Annotated in this window: 19 protein-coding genes; 6 read left to right on the top strand and 13 right to left on the bottom strand. The window is 54.9% G+C overall.

Annotation, left to right across the window (positions count from 1 at the left end; all coding sequences use genetic code 11):
• Position 1 precedes the first annotated feature (1 nt).
• Positions 2-292 (bottom strand): Asp-tRNA(Asn)/Glu-tRNA(Gln) amidotransferase subunit GatC, encoded by a 291-nt coding sequence (gatC, locus tag GT3570_RS01530; RefSeq protein ID WP_011229790.1) that lies wholly within the window; start codon positions 290-292, stop codon positions 2-4.
• A 158-nt stretch (positions 293-450) separates the two neighbouring features.
• Here gatC and GT3570_RS01525 point away from each other — a divergent pair, with 158 nt between their 5' ends.
• The 3 genes from GT3570_RS01525 (at position 451) to GT3570_RS01515 (ending at position 3337) form a co-directional block, all read left to right on the top strand.
• A complete protein-coding gene (locus GT3570_RS01525) occupies positions 451-957 on the top strand; it encodes a hypothetical protein (RefSeq protein WP_011229789.1) in 507 nt (168 codons plus the stop codon).
• A gap of 29 nt (positions 958-986) precedes the next feature.
• Positions 987-1760 (top strand): VOC family protein, encoded by a 774-nt coding sequence (locus tag GT3570_RS01520; RefSeq protein ID WP_020279426.1) that lies wholly within the window; start codon positions 987-989, stop codon positions 1758-1760.
• 134 nt (positions 1761-1894) lie between these two features.
• A complete protein-coding gene (locus tag GT3570_RS01515; RefSeq protein ID WP_020279425.1) occupies positions 1895-3337 on the top strand; it encodes a flavin monoamine oxidase family protein in 1443 nt (480 codons plus the stop codon).
• 22 nt (positions 3338-3359) lie between these two features.
• Here the strand turns inward: GT3570_RS01515 and GT3570_RS01510 are convergent, their stop codons facing one another.
• From GT3570_RS01510 to GT3570_RS01475, 8 genes are all read right to left on the bottom strand, one after another.
• Complete coding sequence (locus GT3570_RS01510) at positions 3360-3923, bottom strand: LOG family protein (protein WP_023633360.1); 564 nt, start codon at positions 3921-3923, stop codon at positions 3360-3362.
• 175 nt (positions 3924-4098) lie between these two features.
• A complete protein-coding gene (locus GT3570_RS01505) occupies positions 4099-5322 on the bottom strand; it encodes a CamS family sex pheromone protein (RefSeq protein ID WP_023633361.1) in 1224 nt (407 codons plus the stop codon).
• On the bottom strand, positions 5319-7331 hold the full coding sequence (ligA, locus tag GT3570_RS01500) for an NAD-dependent DNA ligase LigA (RefSeq protein WP_014194775.1): 2013 nt from the start codon (positions 7329-7331) through the stop codon (positions 5319-5321). The genes GT3570_RS01505 and ligA overlap by 4 nt, the downstream gene beginning before the upstream one ends.
• 20 nt (positions 7332-7351) lie before the next feature.
• Complete coding sequence (gene pcrA, locus GT3570_RS01495) at positions 7352-9526, bottom strand: DNA helicase PcrA (protein ID WP_011229784.1); 2175 nt, start codon at positions 9524-9526, stop codon at positions 7352-7354.
• 28 nt (positions 9527-9554) lie between these two features.
• Positions 9555-10274 carry a heptaprenylglyceryl phosphate synthase gene (locus GT3570_RS01490; RefSeq protein ID WP_062898332.1) on the bottom strand — a complete coding sequence of 240 codons (720 nt, stop codon included), beginning with the start codon at positions 10272-10274 and terminating at the stop codon, positions 9555-9557.
• 97 nt (positions 10275-10371) lie between these two features.
• A complete protein-coding gene (locus GT3570_RS01485; RefSeq protein WP_011229782.1) occupies positions 10372-10707 on the bottom strand; it encodes a YerC/YecD family TrpR-related protein in 336 nt (111 codons plus the stop codon).
• 92 nt (positions 10708-10799) lie between these two features.
• A complete protein-coding gene (locus tag GT3570_RS01480) occupies positions 10800-11822 on the bottom strand; it encodes a DUF3048 domain-containing protein (protein ID WP_062898331.1) in 1023 nt (340 codons plus the stop codon).
• A 27-nt stretch (positions 11823-11849) separates the two neighbouring features.
• The gene (locus tag GT3570_RS01475; protein ID WP_023633363.1) at positions 11850-13595 is read right to left on the bottom strand and encodes an adenine deaminase C-terminal domain-containing protein; all 1746 of its coding nucleotides are present in this window, start codon (positions 13593-13595) and stop codon (positions 11850-11852) included.
• 96 nt (positions 13596-13691) lie between these two features.
• On the opposite strand from GT3570_RS01475, the gene GT3570_RS01470 reads away from it, so the two are divergent.
• The 3 genes from GT3570_RS01470 (at position 13692) to GT3570_RS19315 (ending at position 14293) form a co-directional block, all read left to right on the top strand.
• Complete coding sequence (locus tag GT3570_RS01470; protein WP_011229779.1) at positions 13692-13937, top strand: YgaP family membrane protein; 246 nt, start codon at positions 13692-13694, stop codon at positions 13935-13937.
• The gene (locus GT3570_RS18625; RefSeq protein ID WP_011229778.1) at positions 13934-14098 is read left to right on the top strand and encodes a hypothetical protein; all 165 of its coding nucleotides are present in this window, start codon (positions 13934-13936) and stop codon (positions 14096-14098) included. The genes GT3570_RS01470 and GT3570_RS18625 overlap by 4 nt, the downstream gene beginning before the upstream one ends.
• A gap of 90 nt (positions 14099-14188) precedes the next feature.
• Positions 14189-14293 (top strand): EYxxD motif small membrane protein, encoded by a 105-nt coding sequence (locus tag GT3570_RS19315; protein WP_325048220.1) that lies wholly within the window; start codon positions 14189-14191, stop codon positions 14291-14293.
• On the opposite strand, the gene purD is transcribed toward GT3570_RS19315, so the two are convergent.
• Genes purD through purM form a run of 4 tightly spaced genes read right to left on the bottom strand, consistent with a single transcriptional unit; the run spans position 14247 to position 18733 of the window.
• Positions 14247-15539: a phosphoribosylamine--glycine ligase gene (gene purD / locus GT3570_RS01465; RefSeq protein WP_011229777.1), complete on the bottom strand. Its 1293-nt coding sequence runs from the start codon at positions 15537-15539 to the stop codon at positions 14247-14249. The genes GT3570_RS19315 and purD overlap by 47 nt on opposite strands.
• Before the next feature lie 23 nt (positions 15540-15562).
• Positions 15563-17101: a bifunctional phosphoribosylaminoimidazolecarboxamide formyltransferase/IMP cyclohydrolase gene (purH, locus tag GT3570_RS01460; RefSeq protein ID WP_062898330.1), complete on the bottom strand. Its 1539-nt coding sequence runs from the start codon at positions 17099-17101 to the stop codon at positions 15563-15565.
• A complete protein-coding gene (gene purN, locus GT3570_RS01455) occupies positions 17064-17696 on the bottom strand; it encodes a phosphoribosylglycinamide formyltransferase (RefSeq protein WP_011229775.1) in 633 nt (210 codons plus the stop codon). Before purN ends, purH begins: the two co-directional genes overlap by 38 nt.
• A complete protein-coding gene (gene purM, locus GT3570_RS01450) occupies positions 17693-18733 on the bottom strand; it encodes a phosphoribosylformylglycinamidine cyclo-ligase (RefSeq protein ID WP_062898329.1) in 1041 nt (346 codons plus the stop codon). The genes purN and purM overlap by 4 nt, the downstream gene beginning before the upstream one ends.
• Positions 18734-18807 lie beyond the last annotated feature (74 nt).

Raw genomic sequence — 18807 nt, 5'->3', positions numbered from 1 at the left:
CTTACTCTAAAATGGCCGGCACACGGAACTGGCCGTCTTGCTGATCTGGCGCGTTTTTCAACACTTCTTCGCGCGGCAGCCCCGGTTCTGGAATATCCTCGCGCATCACGTTTCTCATATCAAGCACGTGCGAAGTCGGCGGAACGTTCTCCGTATCCAATTCATTCAGCTGCTCGGCAAACGTAATAATCGCATCGAGCTGTTTCGTAAACATCTCGGCCTCTTCATCCGTAATCGCCAACCGCGCCAAATCGGCGACATGTTTCACTTGTTCAATCGAAATTCGCGACATTGTATTCACCTCCGACATGGTCGACCTTCCACAATACTATGATGATACCAAACGTTTAGGAAATAAAGCAACCGTCTGGCCCTCTTTTGCCTAGTTGCCCGTTGACGAAAACGAACATATGTACTATAATGGCCATAACGGACAAAAAAGGGGGAATAATGACGATGAGTGACGCTTTGCTCGCCCAAGTGCTTGACCGCTTGAACGCGATGGACGGGACGCTGCAAAAGCTCGTGGAAGGCCAAGAGCGGCTCGAGCGGGAACAAATCGCCATTCGCCAGGAACAAGAAGAAATTCGAAAAGAACAACAAGAAATCCGAAAAGAGCAGCAGGAAATCCGTTTGGAACAACAGCGTCTGCGTCAAGAACAAGATTCGCTTCGCGCCGGGCAAAAGGAATTGAACGGCATCGTGGCCGCTCTTCTCCACCGCCAAGACGAAACAGACGCCAAACTGGAAGCTCTCGCCGCTGACGTCCACCAGCTTCACCAGGAATTTGCCTCATTGAAACAAACGGTGGACCGCCTCGAACAAAAAATGGACTCCCGTTACGAACAATTGGCTGCCCAAATCGAAGACATCAAGCTGGACTTGAATTTTATCGCCCACCGCACCGTCGACAACGAACGAATCATTTACAAGCTGAAAGAAATGTTGTTCCGCTGATCGATTCCATCTAGGAGGAGGTCGCCGCCATGAATGTCGCGTTTGACCATCTCGTCCACTTAACCGAACGACCGGAGCAAGCGAAAACGGCGTTTGAACAATGGGGGTTTACAGCCATCCACGGCGGCCGCCATCCGTCATGGGGAACGTATAACGCATTATGCTGCTTCGAGCATTTGCGCTACATTGAGTGGATCGGCATCGCCGATGAGCAGACGGCGAAAACATGCGGAAATCCGCTCATCGACCAGCTTGTCGCCGACCGCCAAGAAGGAAACGGCTTCTCCCAATTTGCCTTCCGCACGAACAACATCGGAGCGGTGGCGGCACATCTCAAACGAAACGGGTTTACCCCAATCGGTCCGCTCCCCGGCAGCCGCGAGCGCGATGACGGCAAGCGGCTGACATGGTCGATGCTGTTTATCGAAGACGACACAGACGGTGCATTTCGCTATCCGTTTTTCATCCAATGGGGCGACGGTGATGACGTGCGGATGAACGAGCTGGCGCCGCTCATGCACCATCGAATCGGGGCTTCTTCTTTGTCGTCCATCGGCGTCTATACGCTTGACCTTCGCCGCGCCATCGACGCGTATCGGCGGCTGTTTGGCCTTCCTGTCCCTCGCTTTGGGCGCGATGAGGCAGGGGCGTACGCTGAACTAGCCGTCGGCGGCATCGCCCTTTGTTTTTATGAAGCCGACCATCGACCGTCAACGCGCCCTTTTTTGTGCCGGCTTGTGGGCATGCAGGAGCAGCGCCGCATCGAAATCGATGGCGGGACGTATATCGTTTCCAGGCCGTGACGGGCATTCCTATTCTCACATACTCCCCTTTGCCGCGGAATAAGATGGAATAACCGCACCTTCATCCTCGCGCGGTGAAAACGGCAAAGGGGGATTCAAACGTGGCACATCCTTATGTGTTTCCGAAACTCCCAATGGAAACGATGATTGCGATCATCCGAAATGGGTTGACGAAAACATCCACCCCTCAAAACATCGTCATTATCGGCGCCGGAATGGCCGGACTTGTCGCAGCGTCATTGCTGAAGCAAGCCGGCCATCGCATCACGATTCTTGAAGCGTCCGAGCGGGTCGGCGGCCGAATCTACACGCTCCGCTCCAACTTTCGCGACGACCAGTATCTTGAAGCTGGCGCCATGCGCATCCCGCACACCCATCAATTGACATTGGAATACATCAAAAAATTCAACTTGCCGCTTCACCCGTTTATCAACAGCACTCCGCGCGACATTCTGTATTTTCGCGGCGTGAAAGCGCGCCTTGGTGAATATGAGCGGCATCCCGACCTCTTTGGCTTTCCGGTCGCCCCGCATGAACGAGGCAAAACCGCTTCCCAATTATTGCAGATGGCGATTCGTCCGGTCATTCAATTCATCGAACAAAATCCGGAAAAACATTGGCCGATTGTCATTGAACAGCTCGACCGCTACTCGCTGGACGCCTATTTGCGCTACAACCCATTCGGTCTACCGTTGTCCGTGGGAGCCATCGATATGATCAAAGCCGTTCTCTCGTTAGAAGGATTCCCTGAACTTTCGTTTCTGGAGATGCTGCGCGAACTGATGGTGCTGTTTACGCCGAATATTCGCTTTTATGAAATTGTCGGCGGCAACGATCGGCTTCCCAAAGCTTTTTTGCCGCAGCTGAAGGACGAGATTTTCTTTAGCCATAAAGTGCAAAAAATCGTCCAGCACGAAAACGGCGTCACCATCCACGCCACCCATACAAAAATTCTCCAGCCGTTTCAAATCACCGCAGATCGCGTGATCGTCACCATCCCGTTTTCGATTTTGCAGTTTATCGAAATGGAGCCGCGCCATTCGTTTTCCGAAAACAAATGGAAAGCGATCCGCGAACTGCATTACGTCGGCTCGACGAAAACCGGCATCCAATTTAAAACACGATTTTGGGAAAAAGAAGGGATGTTCGGCGGCAAAACGGTCTCGGACTTGCCGATTCGATACACTCAATATCCGAGCCAAGGCATCGGCACGGCAGGGCCTGGCGTCGTATTGGCCAGCTATACGTGGGAAGACGACACGATCCCGTGGGACAGCTTAAGCGATGAAGAGCGGCTTGAATACACGCTCAAAAACTTAGCTGTCCTCCATGGCGAACAAGTGTACCGTGAATTTGAAACCGGAACAAGCCATAGCTGGGTTCGCTATCCGTACTCAGGCGGCGCCTTCACGATGATGAAGCCGAATCAAGTGACGGAGCTGTCGCCGTATATCGCCGCTCCCGAAGGAAGGGTGCATTTTGCCGGGGAACACGCTTCCACCCACCACGGATGGATTCAAGGCGCCATTGAATCCGGCATCCGAGCCGCTTATGAAGTGAACAATTTGCCAGCTTAGCAGGAAGCGGCAACCCGTTCCTTCATGTTCCAGAACAGCGATGATGGCGGAACGTCTTCATCCGCTCATACAGCGTCGAAACATCCTCAGCACTGACAATCAGATCGAGATCTTCCGGCGCGGCAAATCCGTTTTCGACTGTATGCCGAAGCAAATGAAGAAGGGGGTCGAAAAACCCGTCCACGTTGAGCAGGCCGATCGGTTTTTGGTGGAGGCCGACGCGCGACCATGAGAGCACTTCAAACAGCTCTTCATACGTCCCGTACCCTCCTGGCAGGGCGATAAACCCGTCGGCCGACTCATACATTTTCGCTTTGCGCGTATGCATCGTATCGACGACCAACAGTTCGCTCAATCGATTATGCGCCACTTCCCGGTCCTTCAAAAATTGCGGAATGACCCCAACCACGCGCCCTTGATGCCGAAGCGCCGCCTCCGCGACTTCCCCCATCAAGCCGCGTTTTCCGCCGCCATAAATGAGCGTCATGCCGCTTCGGGCTAAAAACGTTCCGAGCTCTTTCGCCGCTTCCTTGTATTTTACGCTTTGTCCATAACTTGATCCGCAAAACACACAGATGGCTTTCATGATCGTGACACACCTTTACTCGCATCTAGGTCTTCATTATTTTATCAGTCTGTCCCCCATCCGGCAAATCACACCGACAGGCTGCCACCGAATCCGTTTACACCAGCCTTTTCGAACCGCAACATCGCAAAAAACACATCCCCTCTGGCTCGTCCAGAGGGGATGTGGCACGTTGTCATTGATAAATATGCACAAACGGCTCGTCTGCTTTCGCCTGGCGCACGATGAGGCTTTCCGGCTGGCCGGCCGAGGCGATGTAGACGTTGACGGTGATGTAGTCCGGGAATTTTTCCATCACCAAGCCGGTCACGTATTGGGTAAAGCCGATCACTTCCGCTTTGCCGTAAAACGGCATCGTAATGTTGATCGTTAACTTCTGAAGCTGGTCGTTGACATACAGCCCTCTGCCGACGATGCCGGTGTAGTTCGGGAAAAAGTCCTCAACGTCTGATTTAAAATTATTGAATTTCAGCCAGTCGTCGCGGTGGTTTTCTTCCGCCTCATCAGACGGGAATAAATAATATTCCTCGTTCACCGCCTCCCAATCATCGATGGTGCTGCTTCCTTCATCGACATGGGCGACGGCGAAAAAGTGGCCTGGAACAACAGATGAACGGGGCGCTTGTTTGTACAGGGCGATCGTAATCGGCACGTTCCCAAGCCCTTTCATGCTCCGCAGCCGCTTCAGCACCTCGGCGGCGATCCGCTTTCCTTCCCGTTCGATGACATCGTCTTTGATTTTGACCTCCCGCGGATAGCCTTGCTCGGTCGAATAATAGTGGACGGAGTTTAACGCCAGGCCGATAGCGATGCCGCCGAGCTTCACTTTGTCGTTGTCGATCTTCACCAAATAATCATGTTCCAAAATGCTCGCCAAATAAATCGGGCTTTGTTTGTTTTTTTGTTCGTTTGTTCCCGTGTCGCTGATCGGTGGGTTTAAGCCGATGTTGTCTTCCGGCTTCATTTTCTCTTCCTTCAGCTGGCGAGTCGTCTTCTTGCGAGCGAGCCATTTTCCAACCGTCTCGCTGTCTAAATATTGCCCCTCTTGGAACAAGTACTCATCCGACGGAAACTGCTCAGTGGCCAAGCGCATGAGCCCCGTCTCAAATTCGTCGACATCAAGGCGCGTATTTAAATCATTGACGACCTCCCCACGGGCCCCGGACGGTTTGAACGGAAGGATGACGCGGTAATACGAGTCGGCAATGTTGTATTTCGGGATGACGGCTTCTTGCTGTTTGCTGCCTTTGTCTTGCACGACTTCCTCACCTTTGTCAAACTTCGGCGCACACGCAGACAACAAACAAATCGAAGCGAGGCCGACAGCGGCCAACCGCTTTCGGGCCCGATTCGTCCAACGGCAGGCAACCAAACTGCGAAGTGGTGAGATTCGTTTCATCGTTTCCCCCTGCTGATCTCTTGCAAAAATCGTGATTCGTCCCAAATCTCAATGCCAAGCTGCTGGGCTTTCTCCAGCTTCGATCCGGCGTCCTCACCGGCGATGACGATGTCGGTGCTGCGGCTGACGCTGCCGGTGACGCGCCCGCCGAGCCGTTCAATCTCTTCTTTTGCCTCATTGCGCGACATCGACGCGAGTTTGCCGGTCAAGACGACCGTTTTGCCGGCGAAGGCGGAGTCAGCAGGCGCTTCAGCCGCCCGCTTCAGCCCTTTGTATGCCATGTTGACGCCGTAAAGCCGCAGCTCATGGAGCAGCTCGGCCGCTTCTGGCTGGGAAAAGAAGGCGATGATCGAGTCCGCCATTTTCTCGCCAATTTCCGGCACGGCCATCAATTCCTCTTTCGTCGCTTTTTCCAGCCGCTCCATCGTTTCAAAATGCTCAGCCAAAAGTTGGGCGGCTTTCGCTCCGACGTAGCGGATGCCAAGACCGAACAGCAACCGCTCGAGCGAGTTTTGCTTCGATGCCTCAATCGCTGCAAGCAAGTTGGTTGCTGACTTTTCGCCCATCCGTTCCAAACCGATGAGCTGTTCTTTCGTCAGCCGGTACAAATCGGCGACATCGTGGACGAGGCCAGCGTTAAACAGTTGGGTGACGACTTTTTCGCCCAACCCTTCAATGTTCATCGCTGCTCTTGAGGCAAAATGGATGAGCCGTTCGCGCAGCTGGGCCGGGCATTTCGGGTTTAAGCAACGGAGCGCCACTTCTCCATCTAGGCGGACGAGCTCGCTTTCGCATTCCGGACAATGCGTCGGCATCACAAACGGCGTTTCATCCCCGTCGCGCCGGTCGACGACGACGCCGACCACTTCCGGGATGATGTCGCCCGCTTTTTTAATGATGACCGCATCGCCGATGCGAATGTCTTTTTCCCGTATAAAATCTTCATTATGAAGAGTGGCGCGCTGCACGGTCGTGCCGGCGACGCGGACCGGCTCTAAGATCGCTGTCGGAGTGACGACGCCCGTGCGGCCGACGTTCACCTCAATGCCGATGAGCGTCGTCACCACTTCCTCGGCTGGGAATTTGTAGGCGATCGCCCAGCGCGGGCTTTTTGCCGTCGCACCAAGCTCCCGCTGTTGGGCGAACGAGTCGACTTTAATGACGATGCCGTCGATCTCGTACGGCAGCTGCGGCCGTTTTTCGTGCCACTCGTTGACGAAGGCGATCACCTCATCGATGTTGGCGCAGCGCCGCCGCTCGGGATTCACTTTAAACCCAAGCGCCTGTAAGTAGTCGAGCGCCTCGCTGTGCGACTCAATGCCAAGCTCTTCAGCATTGGCCAAACCATAAACGAACAAATCGAGCTGGCGCGACGCCGCCACTTTCGGATCGAGCTGGCGGAGCGAGCCAGCCGCAGCGTTGCGCGGGTTGGCAAACAGCTCCTCGCCTCGGGCTTTTCGCTCCTCATTCAAGCGCAAAAACGACGCTTTCGGCATGAACGCCTCGCCGCGCGCCTCCAGCGACACCGGCTCCTTCAGCCGAAGCGGCAGTGAACGGATCGTTCTCAAATTTTCCGTAATGTCCTCGCCGGTCGTTCCGTCGCCGCGCGTCGCCCCTTGGACGAAATAACCATCTTCATAGCGGACGGAGACAGCGAGACCATCGATTTTCAACTCGCACACGTACGCTGCTTCGCCGACCTCTTGGCGGACGCGGCGGTCAAAATCGCGCAAATCCCCTTCGTCAAACGCGTTCGCGAGACTCATCATGGGAACAACATGCGTCACTTTGCGAAACGCCTCAAGCGGAGGGCCGCCGATGCGCTGGGTCGGCGAGTCGCTCGTTTTCAATTCCGGATACTGTTCCTCGATGGCCATCAACTCTTGCATGAGCCGGTCATACTCGGCGTCCGGGACGGACGGCCGGTCGAGCACATAATATTCGTAGCCATAGCGGTGCAGCAGTTCGCGCAGCTCGGCCGCGCGCCGTTCGGCTTGTTGGCGGTCCATACGTTCACCCGTTCTCCTTTCTATACTTTCTCAATCGGCGCAAATTTAGCGAGCAGACGTTTAATGCCGATCGGGCTCGGGAAGGCGATATCGAGTTCTTGGTCGTCACCTTCGCCACGGACACTGACAACCGTACCGATTCCCCATTTCCGATGGTTCGCCCGGTCTCCGACTTTCCACACCCTGATGGCGCCGCCTGCCTGCAAGCGAGCGGACGCTGAACGGGAAACAGACGGTTTCCCACGCGAGACCGTCTCCAGCAAATGCGCGGGAATCTCATCTAAAAAGCGCGACGGCCGGTTCATTTGGATGTTGCCAAACAGCGTCCGCATTTGCGCGTTCGTCAATACGAGCTCTTCCTCGGCCCGAGTGATGCCGACATACGCCAGCCGCCGCTCTTCTTCCATTTCATCCTCATTCTCCAGTGAACGAAGATGCGGAAAAATGCCTTCTTCCATGCCAATCAAAAACACGACCGGAAACTCAAGCCCTTTGGCGGCGTGCAGCGTCATGAAGACGACGGCATCGCCCTCGGCCGCCTGATCTGTCCCATTCAGCTCGTCCAAATCAGAAATGAGCGCCAAGTCGGTTAAAAAGGCGACGAGCGATTTATCGTCGCTTACATTTTCGAAATGCTTCGTCACCGACAAAAACTCGTCCAAGTTCTCAAGCCGGCTTTGCGCTTCAATCGTCCGTTCCGCCTTGAGCATCTCGCGGTAGCCCGATTGGTCGAGCACTTCCTCCACAAGTTCCGTCACCGGAACGTATTCTTGCAGCTGCGTCCATTGCTCAAGCTGTCCGCGAAACGCGGCGAGCGCCCCGGCCGTCTTCGCGCTGAAGCCGATCATCTCCAGCTCGCCGAGCGCTTCAAACAAGGACAGCTCATGCTCGGCCGCATAGCGGACAAGTTTGTCGATCGTAGAGGCGCCGATGCCACGCTTTGGCACGTTGATGATGCGAAGCAAGCTCAAATCGTCATCGGGGTTGGCGATGACGCGCAAGTAAGCGAGAATGTCTTTAATTTCTTTCCGGTCATAGAACTTTAAGCCGCCGACGATTTGGTACGGAATGTTCGCTTTTAAAAACATTTCCTCGATGACGCGCGACTGGGCGTTCGTCCGATAAAGCACGGCAAAATCGCGGTAGCGGCGCTCCCCGCTCTCAACCGCCTCTTGAATGCGGCGGGCGACAAATTGCGCTTCGTCCACTTCGTTCATCGCTTCATAATAGACGATTGGCTTCCCTTCCGGGTTTTCCGTCCACAACCGCTTTGGTTTTCGATTGACGTTATGCGCAATGACTTCATTTGCCGCCTGCAAAATGCGTTTCGTCGAGCGGTAGTTTTGTTCAAGCAAAATGACTTTCGCGTTCGGGTAGTCGCGCTCAAACGATAAAATATTGCGAATGTCCGCCCCGCGCCACCGGTAAATCGACTGGTCGGCATCGCCGACGGCGCAAATATTTTGAAACCGGTCTGCGAGCTTTTTCACCAGCGTATATTGAGCGCGGTTCGTATCCTGGTACTCATCGATATGGATGTACTGGAACTTATACTGGTAATATTGAAGCACATCCGGCACGCGGTCAAACAAGTGGATCGTCGTCATGATCAAATCGTCGAAATCGAGTGAATGATTGCGGAGAAGGCGCTGTTGATACTCTTGATACACGTCGCCGACGATCTTTTCGTAGTACGTCGATGCCCGCTTTGCGAATTGCTCGGGCGTGAGCAAATCGTTTTTCGCCCCGCTGATCGTCGCTAAAATCGTCCGCGGCTCAAATTTTTTCGGATCGATATTTTTGTCTTTCAAAATCGCTTTGATGACCGAAAGCTGATCCGTCGGGTCAAGGATGGAAAAATTGCGATTGATGCCGATGCGGTCAATGTCGCGGCGCAACATGCGGACGCACATCGAATGGAACGTCGAAATCCACACGTCTTCCGCCGCCCCGCCTAAGAGCGCCTGCACCCGCTCCTTCATTTCACGCGCCGCTTTGTTCGTAAACGTAATGGCTAAAATATTCCACGGCGCCACCTGTTTTTCCGCCATCAAATAGGCGATCCGGTGCGTCAGCACGCGCGTTTTTCCGCTGCCCGCTCCCGCCATGATGAGCAATGGGCCTTCTGTCGTTTTAACGGCTTCTTGCTGCTCTTTGTTTAAATGCGCAAGCAGCTTTTCCGATAAAAAATTCATCATGTCCACCACCAACAAAACATATGTTCTATTTTCCGTCATCGCCGTTGCGTTGACCAGCCATCTGCTTCACCGCCGCCACCGTCGCCAACGCCTGTTCGAACGCGTCGTAAATCGCGTTGCCGACGACCACCGTATCGGCATAGCGCGCCATATGCTCCGCCTGCTCAGAAGTTGTGATGCCGCCGCCGTAAAACAGCTGCGTCTGATCAAGCGCTTGTTTCACTTTTTCCACGACAGACGGATCTCCATAAACTCCGCTATACTCAAGGTAAAAAATCGGCAGCTTGTACAAATGCTCAGCCAAACGGGCATAGGCCACAATATCGTCGACGTCAAGCTCCGTATCGGCTCTCGTCAGCTTGGCGGCCTTGCATTCCGGATTTAAAATGCAATAGCCCTCTGCGGCAATCTCATCCCAGTTCATCATATCACCGTATTGTTTCACCGCCTCGTGATGACGGCCGATGATCCACTCCGCCTGCCGGCTGTTTAACACGATCGGAACCAAATATACGTCAAATCCCGGCGTCAGCGCTTCGACGTCGGTGACTTCGAGCGCGCATGGCACCGAAAAACGGCGGATGCGAGCCAATAAATCAAGCACGTTGTCGATGGTCACCCCGTCGGTTCCGCCGACGATGACGGCATCCGTTCCCGACTCGCAAAGGCGCTCAAGGCGCTCGTCATCAATCGGTTTATTCGGGTCGAGTTTAAACACATGGCGCCAAGCGCGAATCTCCTCCATAGCGGCAACCCTCCACTCCGTCTCCATTGTTCCATTATAACAAATCCGCAAAAAGAAAAGGAGTTCCTTTGCAAATGGAAGGAATCTCCTTGCCGCGTCAGTCTGTGACCGCTTCGTTGGCTTCTTTCTCTTCTTGCTGTTGCTCCTCTTTAATGCGATCGAGCGCCATGGCGTAAGCATCATTGCCGTAGTTGAGGCAGCGCTTGACGCGCGAAATCGTCGCCGTGCTCGCTCCGGTTTCCGTTTCGATTTTGTGATACGTATATCCTTCGCGCAGCATGCGGGCGACCTCGAGCCGCTGGGCGAGCGCCTGGATTTCATTCACGGTGCATAAATCATCAAAAAAACGGTAACACTCTTCTAAATCGCGCAGCGATAAAATCGCTTTAAACAGTTGATCCAACTCTCTGCCGCGCAGTTTGTCAATTTGCATAGCTGCTTCCTCCTTGCGTTTTGGCGGGAAAAATGTTGTAGCCAACCAATCTGCGAATCCACCGCCCCTTTGCCTTGCAACAGACAAGGCGGTTATGATTTCCACTGGACGATCGCCAGTTCCGGCACGATATTGATCCACGTTTTTCCCGGCACGAATCCGATCGGAGCCCCGTTATGGTACGGCAGCAGCCGGCCGTCGACGTTTTTCCATTCGATCGGCTGCATGACGCCGCCCTGCAGCAAGTACCCCTTGCCACCGGAGGCGAGGTCGATGTCGCGCCGTCCGTGGCTATCGATGACTCGATGCCGGGCAGCGATAATCATGACGTTTTGCACGACAACCGGCTTATGCGTATCATAATCGATCGTTTGCTCGCCGCCGCTGTACCGGTAATACCCCTTTTGTTCAGGAACATATTGGTATTCAACCTGGGCATAGGCGCGATGCGAATAGGCGATGTGAACCGTCTCGACCTTTTGGCCGCTCGGCTCATCGGTGCGAAACGATAGCGGGGCAACGTGGTCCGTCCAAGCATACCCGTTTTGTTTCGCTCCTTTTTCGATGTTGGCGAATGAAATGTATGAGTTGTGCGGCGCCTTGCGGAACGGGACGCGCTGAAACAATGTGCCGTCGTAAAACAATCCGTTCAAATAGTCGATTCCGCCTCCCTCAAGACGCGCTTTCGCCTCCGGACTCCAGCCGTGACATACATACAGTGCATGGTAGCCTTCACTCAAGTCAATATAGTAATCACGCGCGCTTCGCACCGGTCCGACCCGCTCCGGCAATTCGCTTTGGTACAACGCCAACAAACGGGTGTTATCGCCCTCGGCAAGCACCTCATACACGATGTCCGCCGCACGAAGCCCCGATTGCGGCCGCGCCTTCGGGTGATTGTTGATCATCACGCCGACGACCCGTTGATGGATGTTCCCTTTCGCCGGCAGCCCCGTCAGCGGGAACGTTTGTTTTTCCTCCGCCGGAGGCTTGGACGGCTGCTCCTGCCGAGGAGCCGGTTTGGCTGGTTCAGCCTGCTTCGGCTCGCTTTTGGTCGTGCAGCCCCCTAACAACAACAATGCCGCGCAGCTGATGACGAACAGCCAATGTTTCAATGGACACACAACCTTTTCTTTTTTATTTTACCGCATTATCGAAGGAAAGAGTACCGTTTTGTGCATCACATCATAAATGCCGCGTTGGGTGACGCGCACATACGGCAGGTGGGTCGATTGCAAAAAGAGCAACGAATACACCGGGTCTTCGAACGGATATCCACGCTCGCGCAACAAACGGACGAACGTTTTTTCTTCGTTGATCAATTCATCCACCTCCAAGGAGGACATCATGCCGCCTAAAGGAAGCGAGAGCTCAAACAAAATCTCTCCGTCCTCAGCGAGCACAATGCCGCCGCCGATCTCCTTCATCCGCCGGAAGGCGAGCATCATATCTTCCTTATGCTTGCCGATCAAAATCAAATCCCCGGTGTTCGAGTAAGAACTCGCCAGCCCGCCAAGCACCGATGAAAAACCTTTTAACATCGTATTGACGCGCCAGCGGCCGTTTCGGTCAAACAAGGCCAGAAAACACTCATCATGGTCATGCCCTAAACGATCGCGCGACGTATCGATCGACACGGAATACGGTTTTAAAATGACGGCGTTTTCCATGCGCAGCCCCATCGGCATCGAAAATTGCAAATCATCCCATTCAAGCTCCCATGACAACGAAAGCGGCCGAATGCCAAACCGAGACCATTCCGGCGCCGGCCAGAGAGGCGGCGCTTCTCCATCGCGCTTCACCCATTCGCCTTTGGCGAGCACTTGCGCCGGCGTCGGATCGTGAGCCGAGCGCAAAAAGTTGATATGAGCGATGCGGCCGGTGGCAATGCTGCCGTGAAGATGCTCGATGCCGTAGTGGCGGGCAGCGTTGATCGTCGCCATCGCATAGGCATCGATCACCGGCACGCCATGCTCGATCGCGATGCGGATCAGCCAATCGATCACCCCATTCTCATAAAACGCCGGCGGCGAGCCATCCGTCGTCAACAAGCATTTATCATAATGCCGGATGCCAAGCGCTTTCATCTCTTCAAGCAGCACCGGCAAATCCGGGCGAATCGAGGAATGCCGAAGCGCGACGGTATAGCCGTGCCAAAGGCGCATGCGCACTTCCTTTCCCGTCATTGCCTCATGATCGCCATCTGCGCCAAAGAGCGCCATTTTGACAAGCGTCTTTTCCGACGCCCCCGGAAAATGCCCTTCAATTTTGCGGCGCCGCCGATGCGCTTCTTGCATCCAATACAAGATGATGTCATCACCGCTCGCCACTTTTGGCCATGAGGTCAACTCACCGCCTTGAAGCACCGCCTCTTGGTCAAGCCAGCGCTTGATCCGAGCATTGGACACTTGTTCCTCTTCGCGCTCGAGCTCCGTTTGCCCATCAAACCGGCACCACCAATACATCGACGTTGGAAGCGCATTCATTTCTTGTAAAAATAAAAGCGCGTCTTCATCATCGAGCTGCAAAAGCAAAAACAAGTTATCGTTGATGAGCGTTGTTGTTCCGTGCGCCGCTGCATAACGAGCAAACGAATGGGGATTATATAATTGAAATGGATGAACATGCGGCTCAATGTAGCCGGGAACGAGCACGTACCCACGGCAGTCGACGATCTCACACGCCTCGTCGACACGATCGGGAAGACGCTCTCCGGCATACACGATGCGGTCGCCATGGATCCATATGTTTCCTTTTACCCATTCACGAAAATACGAATGCAAATATGTGGCGTTCACCAATACTTTCGTCGGCGATTGTTTGCCATCAATCACCGCTGCTTGTGCACGCAGTTCGCTGCCTTTCCATCGGTAACGTTGTTCGCCCATTGACACCCCGTCCCTTGTTTCCTAATCGTTCCATACAACCATTTTAACGCACAAAAGCGACTTTCACAATAAAAATATTAAGGAGGGGACAGACCGATGGCGAATATCGGCATTGTGAACGCATTCATTCGCATCACGGTTGGCCTGACTGTCATCGCCTGGGCCACCGCCCGCCTCGCCCGGCGGCCATGGTGCACATCCTATTTGTGGGCCGCTTTGCTTGGGGCGATGAAAGTCGGAGAAGGGATCACCCGTTTTTGTCCGATGACCGCCCTGTTTGACAATATGCAGCGCCGGCAGCTGTTTGAAGAGGAAAAGGAAGCGGTCGTCAATCCGACATGAGGGAGGACATCCGTCCGACGTTGCGCACCGCTTTTGCCGATGTCTTCCATTCCACCGTCATTCGGCAACATTTTTCGCATCGTGAGCGATACGTGTTGCTATGTATCGAAACGGCCAATGAAGAGTGCCAACTGTCAACGAAAGAGAAGAAAGCAAAATGATCTGCGGCTTGGCATTGTGGACTAGCCAAACATCATCAAAAAAGGTGTCCCATACTTGGGACACCTTCGACTACAAAGGAGTGAACCACCATGCTGCTCGAGTATATGACCGATATGTCGTTCGTATTGGCCGCGTTAATCGGCGGCATTATCGCCCTTTCATACGTGTATATGCGGCGGAGGCGCGTTCGATAGCGCGCCGGCCGATGTCGCGCCGGTAAAATAAGCCGTCGCAGTCGATCGCCGCCAACTGCTCGTACGCTTTTTCCTTCGCTTTTGCGAGCGTCTCCCCTTTGGCCGCTAACAGGAGAACGCGTCCGCCATTGGTGTACCATGCGCCGCCTTCTCGTTTGGTGCCAGCATGGAACAACAACGCATCAGGGGAAATTCGGTCCAACCCGCGGATTTCGGCCCCGCGCTCGTAAGCCCCGGGGTAACCTTTAGCTGCCAGCACGACGCCAAGCACCGCCTCATCCGTCCATTCAAGCTCCAACTCTTTTCCATCCATCACCGCTAGTACCGCTTCCACCAAATCGGTCTTCAGACGCGGCAGCACGACTTGCGCTTCCGGATCGCCGAAGCGGGCGTTGAATTCGATCACTTTCGGCCCATTTGCCGTGGCCATCAATCCAGCGTACAGCACGCCAAGAAACGGCCGTCCTTCCGCCGCCAACGCTTTCGCCGCCGGCCGCAAAATGGCCTCTAGCGCGGCATCCATCATCTCATCCGAAATTTGCGGCACCGGCGAGTAGGCTCCCATGCCGCCGGTGTTCGGTCCTTCGTCTCCGTCATACGCCCGCTTATGGTCTTGGGCGATGGCGAGCGGATACACCTTCTCGCCGTTAACGAACGCCATAAACGAAAATTCTTCCCCTTCTAAATACTCCTCAATGACAACTTGACTGCCGGCTGTGCCGAATTGTCCGTCGACAAGCGCTGCCTTCGCCGCGGCAAGCGCTTCTTCCACCGTTTGGGCGACGGTGACGCCTTTTCCGGCGGCCAATCCGTCCGCTTTAATGACGATCGGCGCGCCTTTTTGTTCAATATAAGCTTTCGCCTCTTCGTACGACGTAAAGGCCGCATGGTCCGCCGTTGGGATGCCGTATTTCTTCATCAGCTCTTTGGCAAACGCCTTGCTTCCTTCGATGAGCGCCGCCCTCTGGCTTGGGCCGAAAATGCGAAGCCCCTCGGCCATAAAACGGTCAACAATGCCGGAAGCAAGCGGCGCTTCCGGCCCGACGATCGTCAAATCGATCGCCTGTTGTTTCGCAAACTGCACCAATGCCTCAATATCGAGCTCATCAATATGGACCAGTTCCGCCACGTCCGCGATGCCCGGGTTTCCCGGCGCTACATACAGCTTGCCAACAAGCGGGCTTTGCGCCGCTTTCCAGGCGATGGCGTGCTCGCGCCCGCCTCGTCCGATGACCAGTACATTCATCGTCTCCCTCTCCTTTGCCACGCTTAATGTTTAAAGTGGCGCACGCCGGTGAAGACCATGGCTATGCCGTATTCATCCGCTTTGCGGATCGAATCCGCGTCGCGAATCGAGCCGCCCGGCTGAATGATAGCGGTAATGCCGGCTTTCGCCGCCGCCTCGACCGTATCGTCCATCGGGAAGAACGCATCGGAGGCCAACACGGCGCCAACCGCCTGTTCCCCGGCTTGTTCGATCGCAATTTTGGCCGCGCCGACCCGGTTCATTTGCCCGGCGCCAACGCCGACTGTCATCCCGTTTTTGGCCAGTACAATCGCATTCGATTTCACATGTTTGACAACCTTCCAAGCAAACCGAAGCTGTTCGCGCTCAGCCTCGGTCGGCTCGCGCTTCGTAACGACGTTCCATTCAGCGTCTTCGAGCGTGAACGTATCGGCCTCTTGGACGAGCAAGCCGCCATTGACGGAAACGAGCATTTTTTCCTTGACGTCCGGCGCGGTAAAATCAAGCGTCAACAGACGGATGTTTTTCTTTTTCGTCAAAATGGCAAACGCCTCGTCGCTGAATGACGGAGCGATGACGATTTCCAAAAAGATGTCGTGCATCCGTTCGGCTGTTTCTTTGTCCACTTCACGGTTGACCGCAATAATGCCGCCGAAAATCGACACCGGGTCCGCTTCGTACGCTTTCGTAAACGCCTCAAGAAGCGTCGCGCCGACGCCGACGCCGCACGGGTTCATATGTTTGATGGCGGCCACAGCCGGCTCTTGAAATTCGCGAATGAGGTTGATCGCCGCATTGGCGTCGTTAATGTTGTTGTACGACAACTCTTTGCCATGCAGCTGTGCCGCGTTGGCAATCGAGAACGCCGCACCGAGCGGCTTGGCATAAAACGCTGCCGATTGATGCGGATTCTCGCCATAGCGCAATGATTGTTTTTTCGTATACGTGACCGTGAGCGTTTCCGGATAGTTCTCTCCGGTGAGGTTTGTCAAATACTCCGCAATCATCGCGTCATACGCCGCCGTATGGCGGAACGCTTTCGCCGCCAGTTGTTGCCGCGTTTTTGCTTGGATCGAACCGGTCGTTTTCAGTTCTTCAATCACCATCGGATAGTCGGCTGGATCGACGACAATCGCGACATCAGCATAGTTTTTCGCCGCCGCACGCACCATCGTCGGGCCGCCGATATCGATGTTTTCAATCGCCTCCGCGAGCGTCACATCCGGTTTGGCGATCGTTTGTTGGAACGGATACAAGTTGACGACGACCAAATCGATCGGGCGAATGCCATGCTCTGCGAGCGCTGCTTGGTGGCGCTCATCGCTGCGCACCGCCAAAATGCCGCCGTGAATGGCCGGATGCAATGTTTTGACGCGCCCGTCCAAAATTTCCGGAAAGTCGGTGACATCGGAAATCGAAATGACGGGAACGCCGGCGTCTTCAAGCGCTCGTTTCGTCCCACCGGTCGAAATGATATCAATGCCAAGTTCAGCCAGCTGCTTCGCAAACGGAATGATGCCTTCCTTATTGGACACGCTGATCAATGCTCGTTTCACTGCCATCGTTCTCGATCCTTTCTTCCTGTTGTTCCTTTTCCCCTAGCAGCATGCGCAACACCGTCGGGTACAGCTCGTGTTCGACTTGATGGATGCGCTCCTCAAGCGCCTCGATCGGCTCGCCCGGCACGATCGGAACAACGCGCTGGGCGATGACCGGCCCGGTATCCATTCCCTCATCGACGTAATGAACGGTAACGCCCGTTTCCGATACACCAGCCCGATACGCTTGGCCGATCGCATCTTTGCCCGGAAACGCGGGCAACAGCGACGGATGGATGTTGACGATCTTCCCCTCATAAGCCGAAAGCAGCGTCGGCCCGATCAAGCGCATATAGCCGGCCAACGCAATCCAGTCGATTTGGCGCCCCTTTAGCTCACGCAAAATCTCGCTCTCAAACGCCGCTTTGGACGGGTAGTCTTTTGGGGAAAACACAAACGCCGGCACGTTTTCGCGCGCCGCTCGTTCAATGACTTTCGCACCAGGGCGGTCGCAGACCAAAAGCGCCACACGAGCCGGCAAATCGCCGCGTTTGGCCGCGTCCACGATCGCTTGAAAGTTCGTGCCGCTTCCTGAAGCGAACACCGCCAGCCGCTTCATGCCCAGCCCCCTCCAGCAAACGACACGCCCGCTCCTTCGGCCACTTCGCCGATGATGTACGCCGGTTCGCCTCGTTCCGAAAGCCACTCAACAAGAGGAGCCGCCGTTTCCGGACTGACAGCGAGCACAAGGCCGATGCCCATATTAAAGACGGAAAACATTTCTTCTTCCTCAAGGCTGCCCTTTTCACGCAAAAAGTCAAAAATCGGCAAAATCGGCCATGAACCGAGCTGAATGCGCGCGCCGATTCCCGGCGGCAGCATGCGCGGAATGTTTTCGATCAACCCGCCGCCGGTAATATGCGCCATCCCTTTGATCGTAAACCGCTCGCGCACGGAGCGCAACAGTTTCGCATAAATGCGCGTCGGCTTCAATAACTCCTCGCCGAGTGGAACATCAAGCGGCTCGTAAATCTCATCAAGCGACAATTTCGCTTGTTCAAACACGATGCGGCGCACAAGCGAATAGCCGTTGCTGTGAAGGCCGCTTGATGGCAGGCCGACAAGCGCATCGCCCGCTTGGATCGTCTCTCCGGTTATGAGTCGCTCTTTTTCCGCAACGCCGACCGCAAACCCAGCCAAATCATACTCATCTTCATCATACATTCCTGGCATTTCCGCGGTCTCCCCGCCGATCAAGGCGCAGCCGGCTTCGACGCAGCCGTCGGCCACCCCTTTGACGATGGCGGCGATTTTCTCCGGCACCGCCTTGCCGCAAGCGATATAGTCGAGGAAAAAGAGCGGCTCCGCCCCTTGGACAATAATATCGTTGACACACATAGCGACACAGTCGATGCCGATCGTATCATGCCGGTCAAGCAAAAACGCTAGTTTCAACTTCGTTCCGACACCGTCCGTGCCGGAGATGAGCACCGGCTGGCGGTAACCAAGCGCGGATAGATCAAACAAGCCGCCAAACCCGCCGATCCCGCCCAGCACTTCGGGACGCATCGTTTTTTGCACGTGCTCTTTCATGAGGGCGACGGCCTGATAACCAGCCTCGATGTCGACCCCTGCTTGTTTGTATGCCTTTGCCACGTCAACTCCTCCTTTTCGCCGCCCATCACGCTCAGGACGCCAGGCGACGCTCTTGTTGCGCAGCGTTTCTCTCG

The organism is Geobacillus thermoleovorans, from assembly GCF_001610955.1.
GTDB classification, from domain to species: domain Bacteria; phylum Bacillota; class Bacilli; order Bacillales; family Anoxybacillaceae; genus Geobacillus; species Geobacillus thermoleovorans.
This window is presented reverse-complemented; position numbering and strand designations above follow the sequence as displayed.